Below are 17,522 nucleotides of genomic sequence, written 5' to 3' on the forward strand. Positions count from 1 at the left end.
CAAGAGATTCATGTCAAATCAGCAAAGGCTTTACATGTATTGCTAAAGACATAGAAGCAGAAGAATAAATGGAAAACGAACGACAACCGCCTTCGTTACCTCCCCACAAATCAGCTAGTCAGGACAGCACCACTGACAAGTTGCAGGATTCCCAACCGTTACTAGAAGTCAAAGAGATCCCCTATTCACTGCACGAACACAAGCCAACACCGTCGGCGTCTCCGATTGCTGATGTACAGATGCCCTGGATCCAAACCACTATGCCCCCCAATTATCAGGAAGCAATTGAGGATATGGGGACCTCACTTGGATATGGCCAGGGCATGGAATATCAGTATTTTGACGCACCGCAACCGTCGCAGCCAGTATCACAGCTACGCATGGCCAACCTGCAACAACGGCTCTATCAGAGATCGCGTCAGCAGCGCCAAAGCAAACAGGACATCACTCATACATTCAAAAAGCCCCAGATTACCCACACGAAACCACTCTACTCATTGATGCCCCTACAAGACATAGCAACCGCAGACGCACAGGCACACGAAATTCAGGAAGCAGCAGAAACAAAGCAAGATACAGGGGCAATGAAAAAGGTAAGGGTCAGCCAGGCCACCTTTATTTTGAGTGGCTCATTCATCGCCAGTCGCGTCCTGGGACTGGCCAAAACCAGCATCACTGCCTACGTGCTGGGTGCAACAATTTTCTCGGATGCTTTCTACCAGGCCTTCACGATACCAGATACCATCTTCAATATCGTAGCGGGCGGGGCGCTGAGTTCAGCATTCATCCCAGTATTCACCCGTTATATCAGCAAAGACAAAGACGAAAAGACAGCCTGGCATATCGCCAACGCCTCACTGACGCTAGCCACCCTGGTAATGGTCATTCTGGCCGTAATCGCCGCCATTTTCGCCGACAAAATCGTCCCGTTATATAATCCACCGACCACTCCAGACCGGGCCGCCACCATACCGATCATCGTCAACCTGGTACGCATCATGCTACTGCAATCAATCATCCTGGGCGCAGGCTCAATTACCAACGCCGTCCTCAATGCGCGCCATAACTTCTTTTTACCAGCTATCGGGACCGTCCTATACAATGCAGGATCGATTATCGGGCTCACGCCCGGCCTTATCCTCAAAATTACCGGGCATGGTAATCCCCAATTCGCCGTTTATTCAGCCAGCGTTGGCATCATTCTAGGAGCCATGATCCAGGTAGGCATACAACTACCTGGCTTACCCAAAGTCGGAATGCACTTCAGACCATCCATCGACTGGCGGAATCCAGCGGTCATCCAGATTGGACGCCAGATGCTACCTCGCATCTTTAACGCAGCCATGCTTTCTTCATCAGTCTTTGTAGATAGTTTTCTCATCGGTCGCCTGGGTCTGATTAACGTAGATAGTGACATCATCAACGGCCTCAAAACAGAATCTATCCAGGCGATGCAGTTAATGCAATTGCCGCTGGGCGTCTTTGGTATGGCCCTGGCTACCGCCACCTTCCCAACGCTAGCAGAATACGTCACGCGTGGAAACATGGACAAAGTGCGAGGCTTAATCCTGGAAACCCTGCGCGGCATCCTCTTCCTATCCATTCCATCCTGCCTTGGATTAATCCTGCTGGGTCTTCCAATCGTGCAGACCCTGCTAGCCCACGGAAGCTACATTGTAGATAAAGCAGGCAATTTTACGTTGGAGAAAGCCAACGCCACAGTGCTAGCCCTAAACATGTTCGCACTTGGCCTCCCGGCATTCGCCACCATCGAGATTCTCACCCGCTCATTTTATGCCATGAGGGACAGCAAGACGCCAGTCATCATCAGTGTCGGACAATTTATTCTCAAAATCGCCTTAAGCCTGATCCTGATCACTCCATTCACATTTATTGGAGGGGTTTTCTGGGGCATGAGTTCACTGGCTCTCTCCACGACCATTGCCAGCATTCTGGAAGCCATCGCCCTCTTTGTGTTATTGCACCATAGAGTTAGAGGACTAACCGAGCGTTCGCTGGGAATCTTTGCAGTACGTGTGCTAGCCGCCACCGCTGGCATGAGCATTGCCGTCTTTGTCAGCCGGGTGCTGCTGGATACAGCATTAAACACGACCGACATCAACCATTTCATGTTCACCGGTGTCACCGAAATAGGCATAGCAATCCTGAAATTAGGGATCGAGCTCATGATCGGCACCATCGTATATCTACGCCTGGCACGCTTCTTCGGAATCGAAGAGATGGGGCCGATCCGGCGCCTGCTGGATCGCTTTAAATTATCCTGGATACTGTGAAGCGTCCACCCAGGGCGGATGCGGGCATACTCCCAATCTCTTTTTTATGCAGTGGTGCAAAGCTTGCGCTGTAAGAGGGAGATGAAAAGCAAGCTTTTTGTGCCTGCGGCCTCTGACACTACGCACCTCACTCTCAATAAAGCGTCGGATCTCTATGAGATTTCGCACCTGCGGTGCTCCCAAGGAATTCCAGATGTTTTGCGACACATGCGCTGCAGCGCATGTGTCGCAAAACATTATAAAAAGAGAGAGGGGCGTCGCGCCCCCAGGCCAGCGTGCGCCTGTACGCATGCTAGTGAGACGATGATTGCTTATTTGAGGGCAATTTGATGGCGGCAACAACGGCCGTTTCGTCGCCATCCTCCTCCTCATCGAAATCCTCAGGAACCGGAGTAAAAGGCAGGTTATCGGAACTGGTAAGGGTCTGAGGGGCAGCATCCAGAGCAACTATCGGCAAGTTACTCTCAAACACGAACCCACTATCCATATAAATATGATAAGGGAACATAGCCGGATCAAAAGCGCTACTATGTGAAAGCAGGATAATCTGCTCAAAATGCTGGCTCATAATATCGCCTGTAACGACATCGACCAATGCCTGGGCACGGCCACGATCAAAGGAACTCAATGGCTCATCAAGCAACACAAAACCCGGCGCGACATTCAAATCACCCGGCAAGGTAGCAATAGCAAAGGCCAGACGCAAGGACAAAGAAAGTAGATCGGCCGCGCCACTGGAAAGCGCTGAAGTAGATATATATTCACCCGCACCGCTATCCCAAACCTCGATCTGAAACGGGCCGCCGCTAATAGTGCCCACTTCTGGCTCAGTCGTCAAATGCACATCGTGATAGCGGCCGCCAGTCAACAAAGGCAAAATCTGCTGCATATAATACTCAGTACGCGGCTGAACCTTGCGCAGAAGTCGCTGCTCAGCCTCTTGCAATAAGCGATGGCCATGCTTCTTAATCTGGTAAGAACGCTCCTCCTGTTCCATCTGTGCGCGTATCTGTTCAAGATCCAGCGGCTCATCGCCGGTCTGCAACTTCTGCGCCAGAGCATCAGCGCGCTGCAGCAGATCTTGTAACTCCTGTTGATGGGCTGCATACTCATCCTCAAGGCGCTGGCGCTCCTCAGCCGGGTACTCATCCAACAGAGACCAGGCAGCTACCAGATCGCGGCGCGCATAACTGTCAAACTGCTCACAATCGTGGGCAGCCAGCAGATTAGCAATAGAAGCCTGAGCGCCACGAATTTCTTGCTGGCAAAGCTCTATACGGGCAAGAGAAGCCTGTTCCTGATGCTGCAAGGACGTCAACTCATGCAAGATATTCTCTTCATTCGCCTCCTGTAGCTCCTTCTGGCAACGGTTACGGAGAGCCACCAGAGCCTCGGCAAAAGGATTTAAAGGAACGATCCAGCTACCCAGAGAATTGCTAAACTTCGCCAGTTGCTTATAATGCTCGGATAAAGATTCCTGACGATCCCGCAGTAAAACCGTATAGCGCGCATGGCTCTCCTGGAGCATAATCTTATTGCCCAGCGTGATATGCAATTCTTCAAGCTGGCGCCGGGCCGTTGTCTCAGCATTGCCAACCTCAGCCTGACCAAACCGCACCCCCAAAGGTTTTACTCGCTGACGCAAAGAATCTTTTAGCGACTGCAAAGCGCTGCTCAAAGCCAGCTGCTGCTCACGGGCACGCTCAATCTGCGCCTCAGGGGTATGATCCTTATAGCGAGCATTGCGCTCTTCGAGGGTACGCTTCCTTTCAAGTAAGGAATCCAGACTCTCTTGATTGGCCTTCGTCTGCCTGGCCAGTTCGGCCACAACATCTAGCTTGCCATCCAGAGAGGCAATTTCATGTTCTGTAGCCTTAATCGTACTATCAACTATACTCTCAAGATCAGGAACACCAATAATATCTTCCTCAGGACGCACGGGAGCCAGTGCACCAGAAGCAAAAGAAGATTGAGAAAGGGGAACCGGACTAGCCTGAACACGAGCATTGATACTCGGCATTGGCAGATTCTCCTGACCTGCTAGCAAAGTAATCTCCTGATGCATCAGCTCAACGGCCACCTGATCTTTCTGCAGGTTTTCCTCAATATTATCCCACTGCTCACGCTTACGCATTTCTTCCAGGCGCGAGCGCTCTTTACTCAGGGCCTCCACAGCCTCCTTCTTCACATTAACGCGGCTACGCGCAGCATTAACCTCTTCGAGCTTCGCGTTCTTCTTCCGCTGGGCCTCAGCCAGATCCCCCTGATCGCGTGTACCATCCAGGAACAACTGGGCCTCCTCCAGGGTTGGAGGAATCGAGCCACCGAGAGATGTGATTTCCTGCTCAACCTCGTGCAGAACACTATCATCGCCAACCATACGCACAGCCGTCTCGCGGGCAGCCACCATCTTCCCCACCCGGCTAATGGCCTCCTGCTCCTGGAGCTTAAAGGCGTTTTCCTCCTGGCGGCTCTTCTGGTAGCGCTGATAGCTCAGGTAGACGGGAGCGAGCAACAGCAACAACACAATTCCAGCAATGATCGACACAACAAAATTGCTTGCCAGCATAAAGAGGGCCAACAACAAACAAATAATAACACCCAGGACACAGCCACCCATCGCAAGCATATACTTATGGGCGGTATCGCGCGTAGCAAGTTTCTGTGCAGTCACACTTTCCTGTTGCTGGCGAGCCTGATGAACATGTTGTTCAGCCTGCGTCAAACCCTGGGCCAGGCCCTTCAACCGATGCCACTCCTCCACCTGGTGACGAATATGTAGCTGGCGCCACAACTTCTCCAGGGTATCACTCTGCTGTTGGATCTGCTGAACCTCATATTCCGCCAATTCCAGCTCTTGCTCAGCATCATTGATATTCTGAATAACCTTTTGCAAATGAGCCGCATTATCTTCAGCCAATCCCCGGCCAGAAACACGGCGCGTATAACTCTCTTCAAGCTGGCGTAGATGCTGCAAGCGCTCGGCCAGAAACTGCAAGCGCTGCAAACGCTCCTCTAATTGAGGACGCCGAGCGCGCCGCTGCTCCTCCATCTCCTGCAGATTCTTTTGAGTATCCTCCAGGCGTAAGCGAGCCTGATTAATCTGCTCATCCAGCATCTGCAGATGCTGATTTGTCTCTTGATATTCCCGAACTTCCTGCTCTAAATCTTTAATAGAGTCCACAGCCGTCAACAAATCATTCGACATCCGCTGCAACGTACCAAAGGAACGCGTCAGCTCAGCCAGATCGCTCACGCGCTTCTCAACCTGAGGTAATTCTTCGCGCTCACGGCGCTCCAACTCAGCGATACGGTGCTCAAGCGAAGGCAATTCACGGCGCGCCTCAGCGATATCATCATAAGATGCAATAATCTCAGAGAGGGTTACATCAGCCTTCTTCAACTGCTGAATACGTCCCTGCTGACTTTTCAGCTCCAGGCGCTGATCATGAATCTGCTCCAGGCTCTGCTCAAGTTCACTGATATCCGCCTCTTGTTGATCGATATCGGCCAGGTACTCATTCACCTGAACAGCATCGAGGGCCATCTCAAACTGTTCCAGTTGCTCACGAAGCTCTGGAATGTGTGCCTGAATCTCAGCCAGCGAAAGTCGTTCAGAGCAAACATGCAACTGCTCTTCATCCTCAGGCTTCACCTGAAACTGCTCAGACAGGGCCGTCGCCGCATCCAATCCCAGCAAATTACGAATCGTCTTCTCGCGAGCCGAGCCAGAAATAGACTCCAGCAGCGTCAGCCCCTTCTGCTCAACCAGTCCAGACTCACGCAGAGTCTCCCCATTCAAGTTACCCAGTTCAGAAATAATGCGTGCATTTACAGTCGCCAGATCAGTAATCGGCGGCTCATCGGGCATGCCCAGTTGCCGAATCTGCAAAGAGGCCGACTGCCCATGGCCACGCTCAATCGTACGAGCGATCGTTAGTTCAGTCGCACCAACCGAAAGGGTAAGAGTCACCACCGCACTCGCTGAGCCATAAGAAATCAAATCATCTAGAGATCTATGATCGCGCCGAGAAGTCAGAGGTTCGCCATACAATGCAAAATAAAGACTTTCAATGAGAGCAGACTTCCCAGCCTCATTGGGGCCCTGAATCAAGATACTACCACGTTGAGGGAAATGCAGGTTCATAGAACGCAAAAGCCTGAACCGCTCAATTGTTACATGCTTTAGAATTATCATGGGTCTACTCCGTTCGCCAGTGCCAGACTGAAAGGCTCGACTGGATACCAACCATCGCAGCTACTACCTACTTTTCATCTCATCTATCGCCAACAATAATTCCTCTTTCGTGAAGCGCAAAGCTTTCTGTTCATCAGCAGCAGCGGAAGAGATCCACTCATCGGCCAGTGAAGATAGCTCCTCGCGCAAAGAGAGACGCTCACCCGCCTCAACGGAGACCGGAACCTCCTCATTTAAAACGGAAAGGGCGCTATCATCGATGGCCAGAGCAAAACAATGCTCTTCTCCATAGCGACGAATTTGATTAAGGTCAAGTTGATGATACGCGCTACGGGTCAACTCTCCATTTAGACGCAAAAGAATCATCGCATCATCATTACAGAGAGGACGCAGGCGCTCCAACATAATCCCGGTCGGAGAACTTGTCGAATCAGCAGGCCAGAGTTCTTCAGTCGAAATAGCCAGGCTATGCATAGAAAGAGCATCGACGCTAATGTGATTGCACCAGCGCACGCCATCAGCCGCCAGCCCCAGAAAAACAAATCCTGGAGCCTGATCGGGCGTACTAAAATCGATATACTGGGTTGCCCCCGCCACAATGACATCGGTCTGGCCGATCTGCAAACGACTATGATTGTGATGATAGCCTTCAAGAATATAAGAAAAAACGGTCTGTTCGCGAATGCTCTGCTGTGCTACCACAGCCCGTGTATCAAGGAGAGAAGAACCGACCGTCAGCCCCTCAATAGGGGCATGCAAGACCAGCAAAGGAATATTGGCTCGCTCAATCTCCAAATCAACCTGCAAATTGGCCATAGGATCGCCCACCTGACCAGCCAGTACACCCAGGCCACAGATACCGACCGTCGTACCCCGCACATCGACAATGACAGGCTCAAGCTGTGATGATGGGCTTTTCTGTGTCGGAGACAAATACTGAAGAGCGCCCAGGCGAGCATAGCTCATCTGAGGGGCCGGCGTCGTATCGCCCAACAAAGACTGAGCGGCAGTTGGCGTATCATGCACTCCACCGAGAGCGAAAGTCTGCACACCAGCCTGCTTTAGCTGAGCCAAGCGCTCCGCCACAAAACTGCGGTCCCGCTCATCCGGAGTCGTCGTATCAAAAAGGTCGCCCGCCTGAACAAATAAATCGACCCCCTGAACAATCGCGAAATCTGTTGCCTGCTGAAACGCATGGCGCAAACGCTGCTGGCGCTCCTCACGCTTACGAGGATGTTGTCCAAACCCCGTGTAACCCAGATGGTTATCCGCCGTCAGCACCACCGTAATCACACCCTCACGCTGCTGATTCTCAGGGATGGCATCTGGTTTCAAATCTTGTTTCAAAATATCATCTCCCATCGGGACCACTTCCTTGTTAGCTAACTAGAGAAGCAAGCTACTCCAACGCTGACAAACGCAGCCAGGCTCCATTCACACATCTAACCTGATCAGGTTAGATCCAGCCCGGTCGACCAGAAATAATCGGTCAGCATTCACATTTATGCATTCTGTCTTTACAAGTGAACACTGCTGGATGTTAGTACTCTTTTCTCAAGGTGAGTCTATCACAAAAGCAGACGATTAAAAACGAATCATGATGGTAAGAGGGACTATTTGGGGGATAAGAGGAGTAGTACAAAGTAATACAAAAGTACTTATTCCTCCTTTGTCGTAGACAGTATGAAAAATGAAATATTAATATGATAACGATCCACCAAAATACAGCAAGAAAAAACATAACATAAAGGCAAGCATCAACCAAGATTTAAATACCAGGCAAAAAGTTGGTCGATGATAGCCAATTGGTATTATTCGCTTTATATTAGAGCAATTCATTCGTATTCGTTATTGGTAGCCAGAAAGTTACCAAGTTCCGTTAGATATGTGGGAGAGCAGAGTGGTGGCTGTAAAGTATTTATCACATTTAGAGAGAGACAAAGAAACAAAAAAAGTGCTCCTCTCATTGGCTCAGAGCATTCAAGAGCGTGACATCGTCACCTACGAACACTCACGCCGAGTAGCGGTTTATGCTCAAAGGCTGGCACGCTACCTTGGCTGGAGTCGGCGAGAAGCAAGGGATCTAGCACTGGCTGCGCTAGTCCATGATCTAGGCAAAACCTGGATAGGCAACGACATCTTAAACAAATCGGCAGCCCTCTCAACAGAGGAAAGGCAGAAGATGGAACGCCATCCAATTACAGGAGCGAGAATATTAATCGGGTATGAGGTTCACCCTTTCTATGTGGAAGCGGTGCTATATCATCATGAATCCTGGAACGGGCAAGGCTATCCTGCCAAGCTAAAAGGCGAAGAAATACCACTCAGTTCAAGGATACTGACCGTAGCCGACGTCTACGACGTCCTCACCTCACAGCGTCCATATAAAGCCCCACTCACCATGGACGAAGCACGAGAGCGACTCCTGGCTAGCTCAGGTACCAACTTTGATCCCGTCATCTTGCAGGCATTTGTGCATTTACTAGACATCACGCCAGATTTCACCCTCTCGCAGCATATCTGTGGTATTTCCTTAAAGAGCCTACGCCAACCAGGCTTTTATAACATGTTTATAGCTGGTTCCTAGCACCAGAAAAGCAACCAAAACAGCAACAAAGACTGGTCTCAACCGCAGGACCAGCCTTTGTCATTGTAGTGCCAAACTTACCTCTTCCAATAGCTCCCAGTAGCGGTCTGTGACTGGATATTATAATTAGCCGGGACCGTAATATCGCCGCTATAGAGTCCCCACTTTTGAATTAAAGAGTGGTAGGTACCATTTTGTTGTAAAGACTCCAGGGCCAACCTGATAGTAGAGGACAGCGCCACATCATCATTACGCACCAGAATACCCTCTGTCGTCACCCCAACCGTTCCACCGACCCGCTGCAAGACATTTGGATGAAGCAACAACGAATAATCGGCTACCGAAGCATCTTCATAAGCAGCAGCCACACGCTGGCTCTGCAACAACTGAAGAGCAGCATCATACTGCTTCACTGTCACCACATTTATCGCAGGCTGACTATTCTGACGACACATCTCCCCCATACTCAACAACTCACGAGGCTCAGAAGTCTGTTCTTGCACAGCCACAGACTTACCACACAAATCCACTAAAGAATGTACAGCCAGAGGGTTTCCCTTAAGCACCAAAAAAGACTTACCGCCGCGAAAATAAGGAATAAAATTGACCCGCTTTTGCACTTCAGGAGTAATGCTCACCGCTGAAATAACCACATCAAAGCGCCTGGCCACCAGGCCATCGATCAGGGACGAAAAATCATTCGACACCACATGATTTTTCAAATGCATCTTTGCAGCAATATCACTAATTAAATCAATATCAAAACCAGCGGGTTGTTTGGAAGTAGACTCAAGGAACTCCTGTGGAGGATAATTGAGATAGCTACCAACCGTCAGCTCATTAGCAGTAATCACGTACAGAGCAGGATCAACAGTGGGTGAAGGTGTAGAGAGTAAAGATGGTGAAGCCGACCCACCCTCACAAGCAGTCAAAAAGAACAGGCACAAACATACAGACAGGAAGACATTCAGACACCGATAGCGCCGCCCGCCCCCCAAAAAAGGATAAACCATGAAAAATGAAAGCTCCTCTCAACATACAGCATAGACAGATGCAGCAAAGGCTTAACTCATTCATCCTTTACAACCACTTAAGAGTGTGTCTGAAAGCCAGAGGGTTCGCGCCTTCAGCTCCTGACGCCACGCGCTTACAGCGCTCAAAAGGTCTTTTATGCGTTGGTGCAGCTATCCGCGCTTTGCGCGGGTAGCTGCACCAACGCATAAAAAATGGCTCGGGCGCGCAAGTGCCCGAGCCATGGGGTGATTGACTTCCCATCGTAATGGACTTCAGACACTTTCTAAACCAGATGCGCACCAAACGATGCCCACGTCTATTAAGTAATTACGTTAGATTAACACCCGGCATCACGGACCAGGGAATTTTATGTACTGTGTGCAACAAGAATTTTACATTTATAAAAAAAGATGCCGGAAAAACGCCGTGTCAAATGCTGTTTCTCAGAAGCTGTTATGATACACTATCAAATAGCTAGATACAAACAACAACCGAAGAACACAACAATACCACTCTACTGTGCACTTGTAGTCGCGAAACTCAGCTTGAGGGGCTTGGAGGGTCTAGCATGGCCATCAGTTTTGACCGCAACATCTGTTGCGATCTCAATAAAACTATCTCTCGTGAATGGCTCGTGACAAATGGTCTGGGAGGATATGCAGCAGGGACAGTCGCCGGTGTGCTTACACGAATGCAACATGGATTGCTGGTAGCATCGTTACCTAATGCACTACAACCACAGCTTTTGCTCGCGAAAATCGATGAAGAAATCACCTTTGATCAGCGCACCTACTATCTGGGCACCAACGAATATAGGGACGGCACATTTAATCCATCAGGTTTTGTGCACCTGGAAGCATTTCGCCTGGAAGAAGGCTTTCCGATCTTCACATATCGGCTAGGCGGTATAGACGGGCTGATACTGGAGAAGCGCATCTGGATGGCCCACGGCTTCAACACAACCTATATCCAGTACCGTGTACTCCGACCAACCAATCCGAACAAACCAGTCTATACCCGTAATGGCACAACAGAACCACTGAACGCCAATACCAGTCGTCTCACGCAAGAGAACGAACAGGGTAGGCAGGAACCACTTGTCCTGACCCTCTTACCATTCACAGCCAATCGTCCTTATAACCAGTCGCAACGTAGCCAACAGGCAGCGCATATTCACGTACAAACCCACAGAGCAGAAGGCACCCAACCAGCAGGCGAAGAAAACCAATACAGTCACCAGTTGCCTCAAGGAGTAACGGGATGCACTATCACGGCTGACAACATAAAGCAACCATATCATCTACTGGCCACCGGCCAGGCAGAAAATCAGCCCACGTTCATTCCAACAGGAGTATGGTACTGGAACTTTATACGGCGCTGCAACTCCATAGCCGGCCAACCCGATACAGACGATCTCTATCTTCCGGGGGTCATTCGCGCCATGCTCTGGCCAGACAGTCAGGCCACACTCACCCTCATTGTCAGTACAGAAAAGCTAGAGCCACAGCTCTACCAGTGTGACGCCATCGCATCTCTATACAAGAAAAACATAGAACAGCGCCAGCGCGCCCTGGAGAGAGCGCTACATCCACAGCCAGCAACACACAACGTCGCTCAACCATCCAACCCGCTACACCTCCTACCAGTTACCACAGCATCAGATCCCTACGCAGGCGGCCAACACTACCTGCAACAATTGCTCTATGCCAGCGAACACTTTATTACCCAATACTATCCAACAACTGGCAAAGAGCCAGCGCAGAGCAGCCGACCGGGCAACCTCAAGCGAGAAATACAACCCAAAGTAGCCCTGGTAGCAAATTATTTTGCCCAGGAATATAAAACGCGGGACGCACTGATCGCCTTACCTGGAATCCTGCTCGTCACAGAACGCTACGCAGAAGCATATCAATTCTTACGCGACCTGGCGGATCACTTTATAGGAGGGATTCTACCCGACCGGTTCCCCACAGCGCAGCAGGCCTTGACCGACCACAACTACAGCAATGCCGACATCACTCTATGGTATTTTTATGCGCTTGATCACTATCTGCGAGCAACCGGGCATTATGAGTTTCTTGAAGAGATCTTTCCCCGCCTCGCAGAAAGCATCAATCGCTACAAACAAGGAACACACAACGGCATACACATCGATCCCAGAGATGGGTTACTGATAGCGGAAAAAGCCGGCAAAGCACTGACATGGATGAATGAATATTATGAAGACCGGCCGATCACGCCCCGAGCCGGCAAGCCCGTCGAACTCAATGCCCTCTGGTATCACACCCTGATGCTTATGCAGGGCTGGTCAGAACGCCTGGAGTATATAGGCCATATAGAGAACAGCGCCGCCTACTACCAGCAGCATGCCAACCGCTGCAAACACAGCTTCCAGCAACGTTTCTGGCAACCAGAACGGGGTTACCTATATGATGTCATCGATGGACCAGAAGGGGATGACGCCACCTTTCGCATCAACCAGCTATTCGCGCTATCCCTATCGCATCCTATACTGGACACGGTCTATCAGCAACAAGTCTTCGAGGTCATCACCCAACACCTGCTCACGCCATATGGACTACGCACCATGGCAGCACACGAACCAGGTTACCGTCCTCACATCGAAATCGACGCCAGGCATCCCCATGCTTACCAGCAAGCGCTTCATCAAGGCAGCTGCTGGGTCTGGCTACTGGGTCCCTACGTTGACGCCATGTTAAACCAGCGCAAAAACACACTGACCGAGTCAGATAGTCATTTATTCCAGGAATATCTATGGCGTAAAGGCATGAAATTGCTAGAGCCACTGCAAGCAAGATTCAGCCAGGGCCTGCTTGGAATGTGTGAAAACATCTTCGACGGCAACCATCCACAGCAGGCAGGACCACAAAGCGCATCCCTGCTCAGTACAGCGGAGCTATTACGGACCTATAAGCAGCTGGTCAAAATGCGCATAGACCATCCTGCAAGTCTCTTACCGCGTTAATCAATTGATACCATATAAGGAACGATTGTCCTGACGCCTCATCTGGAAGCACTGCCCATGCTGTGTGGCGAGCTAGAAATCAGCTAGCTGCGCAGCATGGGCAAGTCATGTTTTAGAGATCATAACCATACTATTAATAAGGAAGAGAAAACAACAGCAAGCAACACAGCCAGCTATAAAAAGCACTTGGAAATGCCGCTTGGGTGCGGCTAGCTCCGCCGCCACAACTCATCGGTTTGGAGCGACTCAATTTCCAGGAATGGCCACCCAGGCGGCTGCGCTCATCCAAATGAATGACCATATTGTAAAAAGCATCAGGACGCGCAGCGCAACTTCATTCACACGAATTCTCCTGGTCGCACACAAGCGCACCTGACTAAAGTCCTTTCCAAAAGAGGAGTTCTCCACACTTTTTCCAGGTTATCCACATTGAATGTGGATAACTTTTGTGGAAAACCTGTTCCTACAGCCAGGATTTGGTAGACATAATGGCATGAAAAACTGCTCATATGAAAGGTACAGGCATGAAATAAAGTTCAGTCTGGCCGAATTTTCCAAGCTTTTTTCCTATAAACATAGTTTTTCCACAAACCTCACAGAAACCTCACAACTTCCTCACAATTTTTCATAGCTGGTTATATAACCGGTTATATAATTTCACACCATTTTCACACGTAAAAAGTTTTCCACAGAAAATGTGGAAAAGTTATCCACATTATCCACATTCTTTATGTCTAGTTGATAGCACTACTATCAATCCATATAACCAGCTATATAGCCATTCACAGAAACCTCACAACTTCCTCACAACGACGTGAGTTATCCACAATCAATGTGGATAAGTTTTCCACATTATCCACATTTTTCATAGCTGGTTATATAGCCAGTTATTAATTATATAGCCGGTTATATAACTGTTCACAGAAATCTCACAACTTCCTCACAACGACATGAGTTATCCACAGTCAATGTTGATAAGTTTTCCACATTATCCACATTTTTCATAGCTGGTTATATAACTAGTAATAAATCTCACAGAAACCTCACAACTTCCTCACAACGATGTGAGTTATCCACAATCAATGTGGATAAGTTTTCCACATTAGACTCATAAAGATAAATCCGTGATATAACTGGCGGGTTTTCCACATTGGTTGTGGAAAACTTATCCACATTTTATCCACATTGGGCTACATATACGGACAAGTTTGCCAACAGTTACAAAAGTTATCCACAGCTAATGTGGATAACTTTTGTGTCTCATCAATAAAAACAAAACAAGCGAGTAGTAAAAGAGACTCCTGGATAAGCTAGCTGACAGAGTAGGGGCTAAATATTCTGTCAACAAACGATAGACGCACTTCGATAATAGGGACCAAAAATGTACAATCAGTCATAAAAAGGAGGTTTATCCACATAATTTTGACTTTTCCACAATCAATGTGGAAAACTTATCCACCGCCAAAAACGTATGTGGATAACCTGTGGATAACCTGTGGATAAGTTGCAAAAACCTGTGGATAAGTTATGAACGTTCATTCATCATTTACCCCTATGTGGATAAGTTATCCCCATGTTATCCACAGGCTATCCACATAGATTCGATTGCCTGCACGCTTGTGTGGATAACTTTTTTTTGGAGCTGTGGATCCTCTCTGCAGGCTGATGCAGACCATAGTCAAAAAAGAGAAAAAAACGCTCCAAAAAAAAGTTATCCACTTATCCACATCCCCTACTACTACTGTTTTATATATCTTTTTAAAAAAATATATATCTTAGTAGTATAGGGCTGTGGATAACTTTAGCATCGGACGAAAAAAAGAGAAAACGGTAGCCACCGAACAGCAATACAAAAAAAGCAACGTTGCCTGATTGCAGTCCACAAAAAAATAAAAAAGCAGCTATCGTGACGTCTATATCTAGCGAAGAAAAAAAGATAGTTGAATACTAAATTACTGCACAATACAAACCTGAAAAAGACAGGTCCGAAAAATGAAGATGGCCTGGACAGAGGACAGTGGCCGAAGTAAGCCCAGAGGTCCTATATCAACGCGATTGTCGCCTCAGATCTATCGTTACAAGTAGTACAATAGGTATATCACCTTCAAAAGTTTCGTATATTTGTGCATATACTTTTAATTCGACCACAGAGTGAACGGAACAACATATAACGATGTTATGGATCGGAATAACTATACACGCGACTTTTAGAAAGATGGCTCGTTATATTTGTGGAATAACCCCCACTCATCGCGATAGCAAACATCACAAAGGACCATTTTGTCTAAGGGATTAAAGTATGACATCAGTAATTGAAACTATTAAGGCGAAGGTAGATGTCGTAGATGAGATTAGTACAGTCGTCACCTTGCAGAAATCGGGAAAATCCTACAAAGGATTATGTCCATTTCACAACGAACGTACACCCTCGTTCTATGTATTCCAGGAGAGCCAGACATGGCATTGTTTTGGCTGTAACGAAGGTGGAGACGTCTTCTCTTTCGTGCAAAAGCAGCAAGGGCTAGATTTTCACGAAGCGCTGGTCTACCTGGCTGAGAAAACGGGAGTAGAAATCGAAGACCGCAGTGGGGGAAATCCAGAAGAAGAGCGAGAAGCCAGCGCCGCCAGAGACCGACTGCGCAAGCTTAACGAGGAAGCTCTACTCTGGTTTCACCAGATGCTGCTAAGGTCAAAAGAAGCCGCCGATGCCAGGGCCTATGTTGAAAGTCGAGGTATCTCAGCGGATACTGTGCTCTCTTTCAGCCTGGGGTATGCGAGCGAGCAGTGGGACGGTCTATCGCGTTATCTTTTGAGCCGAGGTTACACTGAACAAGAGCTAGTCATGGGTGGGCTGGCCCGTTGGCGGGAAAACGACAACTTTGGTGGAGAGCGCAATGGCATATACGATTACTTTCGCAACCGGCTAATCTTTCCAATTCGTGACGATCGCGGACGCGTGATTGGTTTTGGTGGTCGTGCACTCGGGGATAGCAAGCCCAAATATCTCAACTCGCCACAAACAATGTTATTTGAGAAAAATACAGTTTTATACGCTATAGATATGGCGAAAGATGCAATAAAGCAAATTGGGCAGGTTGTTATAGTAGAAGGGTACGTAGATGCTGTTATTGCCCATCAGTATGGAACCAGGCAAACAGTCGCATGTATTGGTAGCGCAATTACCGAAAAGCACATTCAAAAACTCAAAAAGCTAACCAGGCAAGTCACACTGGCCCTTGACCCTGACGCAGCGGGTAGCGCCGCAACGGAGCAAGGTATCAAAGAAGCGCTCAAAGGATTTGACCGCACATTTGTCCCGGTACCACTTGCTGGAGGGAGCGCAGCCAGAGGAGCACGCCAATACGGACAAAAAGGCCAGAAAGCGCCAAAGCAGCAGGCCCGAGGTATTATTCGACTAGAAGAACAGGTCGACGCAGAAATCAATGTACTCCAGCTCCCACCAGGAGAAGATCCTGACGAAGTAATCAGGCGAGATTTCTCAACCTGGTTTTACGCCGTCAACCATCCATTGTCACTTATTGACTACTATTTCGTTGTCAAGACAGGGGATCTAAACTTACGGGAACCGGGAGGAAAGACCGAAGCAGCCAAAAGACTACTGCCAATCATCGCTATGATCAGCGACCGCATCAAAAGGGACGCATATATACGCAAGCTAGCAGGAATGATCAGCATTGACGAGCGCAGTCTCTACGATGAATTGCAGCGTATCATACGAGGTCAGAAACCCACGGGTATAACCGCCAATTTTAGTGGGAAAGTAGCAGGAGTCGAGCAAGCACAGCAAAAAGAGCCAGCAAAAGCCAGTACTGAGGGAAGCGAAGAATTTTCGTCTGAGCGCACAGAACCTGAAAAAAATAGCGTAAAAAGCAACGCCAGCAAAGAAAGGATTGGGCTTGACAGAACTGAGCGGAGTACGTTAAAATGGGAGGACTACCTTATTGGGCTACTCGTGCAAAATCCAGGCTTATGTCCGCATGTTTGTGTTATAATTAACGAAGGTGACTTCGCTGGGACAGACACGCGGGAGTTGTACCACTTACTCAACTCTGTGTATCAACGTGAATCTTCCCCTTCATACCAATCCTTAGAACAATTTGTGCCCTCGGCACTGATGCCTGCGGTCGCCAGGGTCCTTGAAAGCGTTAAGGCGATGTCTCCAAGAGACGCAGATGCGCTGGTAAAAGAAGCAGTCCAGTGTGCTACTCGTCTCAAAAAAATGCGATTGTTACAATTAAATACAGAACTAAAATTTCTTTTGCAGGAAGCCGCCGCAGCTGGAGATAAAGTCGCTGTCAGGCAGTTTCAGCAGCAATCTGTCACAATACAACGGCAGCTACTGACACTCAATACCGCCACACGGCTACAGGGGTAAGTAGAGCAACCGTCGTAAAACGCAACAAAGCAACTTACCATAGCCGC

General features: G+C 48.7%; 7 protein-coding genes. 4 read left to right on the plus strand and 3 right to left on the minus strand.

The window, feature by feature from the left end:
• The first annotated feature begins 68 nt into the window (after nt 1-68).
• Nucleotides 69-2,294 carry a murein biosynthesis integral membrane protein MurJ gene (gene murJ / locus JMI88_RS17130; protein WP_201363152.1) on the plus strand — a complete coding sequence of 742 codons (2,226 nt, stop codon included), beginning with the start codon at nt 69-71 and terminating at the stop codon, nt 2,292-2,294.
• 292 nt (nt 2,295-2,586) lie between these two features.
• Here the strand turns inward: murJ and JMI88_RS17135 are convergent, their stop codons facing one another.
• Together JMI88_RS17135 and JMI88_RS17140 are read right to left on the minus strand one after the other, a co-directional pair.
• A complete protein-coding gene (locus JMI88_RS17135; RefSeq protein ID WP_201363153.1) occupies nt 2,587-6,492 on the minus strand; it encodes an AAA family ATPase in 3,906 nt (1,301 codons plus the stop codon).
• 63 nt (nt 6,493-6,555) lie between these two features.
• Nucleotides 6,556-7,854, minus strand: coding sequence for a metallophosphoesterase family protein (locus JMI88_RS17140; RefSeq protein WP_201363154.1), 1,299 nt, complete (start codon nt 7,852-7,854; stop codon nt 6,556-6,558).
• 604 nt (nt 7,855-8,458) lie between these two features.
• Here JMI88_RS17140 and JMI88_RS17145 point away from each other — a divergent pair.
• Nucleotides 8,459-9,079 carry an HD-GYP domain-containing protein gene (locus JMI88_RS17145; RefSeq protein ID WP_201363155.1) on the plus strand — a complete coding sequence of 207 codons (621 nt, stop codon included), beginning with the start codon at nt 8,459-8,461 and terminating at the stop codon, nt 9,077-9,079.
• A 77-nt stretch (nt 9,080-9,156) separates the two neighbouring features.
• Here the strand turns inward: JMI88_RS17145 and JMI88_RS17150 are convergent, their stop codons facing one another.
• Complete coding sequence (locus JMI88_RS17150) at nt 9,157-10,092, minus strand: ABC transporter substrate-binding protein (RefSeq protein WP_201363156.1); 936 nt, start codon at nt 10,090-10,092, stop codon at nt 9,157-9,159.
• Between the two features lie 569 nt (nt 10,093-10,661).
• On the opposite strand from JMI88_RS17150, the gene JMI88_RS17155 reads away from it, so the two are divergent.
• Complete coding sequence (locus JMI88_RS17155; RefSeq protein ID WP_201363157.1) at nt 10,662-13,079, plus strand: amylo-alpha-1,6-glucosidase; 2,418 nt, start codon at nt 10,662-10,664, stop codon at nt 13,077-13,079.
• A 2,299-nt stretch (nt 13,080-15,378) separates the two neighbouring features.
• Complete coding sequence (gene dnaG / locus JMI88_RS17160) at nt 15,379-17,475, plus strand: DNA primase (RefSeq protein ID WP_201363158.1); 2,097 nt, start codon at nt 15,379-15,381, stop codon at nt 17,473-17,475.
• The last annotated feature ends 47 nt before the right edge of the window (nt 17,476-17,522 follow it).

It is taken from the genome of Dictyobacter formicarum, assembly GCF_016587435.1.

Bases quoted from the DNA above. Each gene is read 5' to 3' on its own strand.
- murJ (WP_201363152.1), top strand. From the start codon at position 69: ATGGAAAACGAACGACAACCGCCTTCGTTACCTCCCCACAAATCAGCT.
- JMI88_RS17135 (WP_201363153.1), bottom strand. From the start codon at position 6,492: ATGATAATTCTAAAGCATGTAACAATTGAGCGGTTCAGGCTTTTGCGT.
- JMI88_RS17140 (WP_201363154.1), bottom strand. From the start codon at position 7,854: ATGGGAGATGATATTTTGAAACAAGATTTGAAACCAGATGCCATCCCT.
- JMI88_RS17150 (WP_201363156.1), bottom strand. From the start codon at position 10,092: ATGGTTTATCCTTTTTTGGGGGGCGGGCGGCGCTATCGGTGTCTGAAT.
- JMI88_RS17155 (WP_201363157.1), top strand. From the start codon at position 10,662: ATGGCCATCAGTTTTGACCGCAACATCTGTTGCGATCTCAATAAAACT.
- dnaG (WP_201363158.1), top strand. From the start codon at position 15,379: ATGACATCAGTAATTGAAACTATTAAGGCGAAGGTAGATGTCGTAGAT.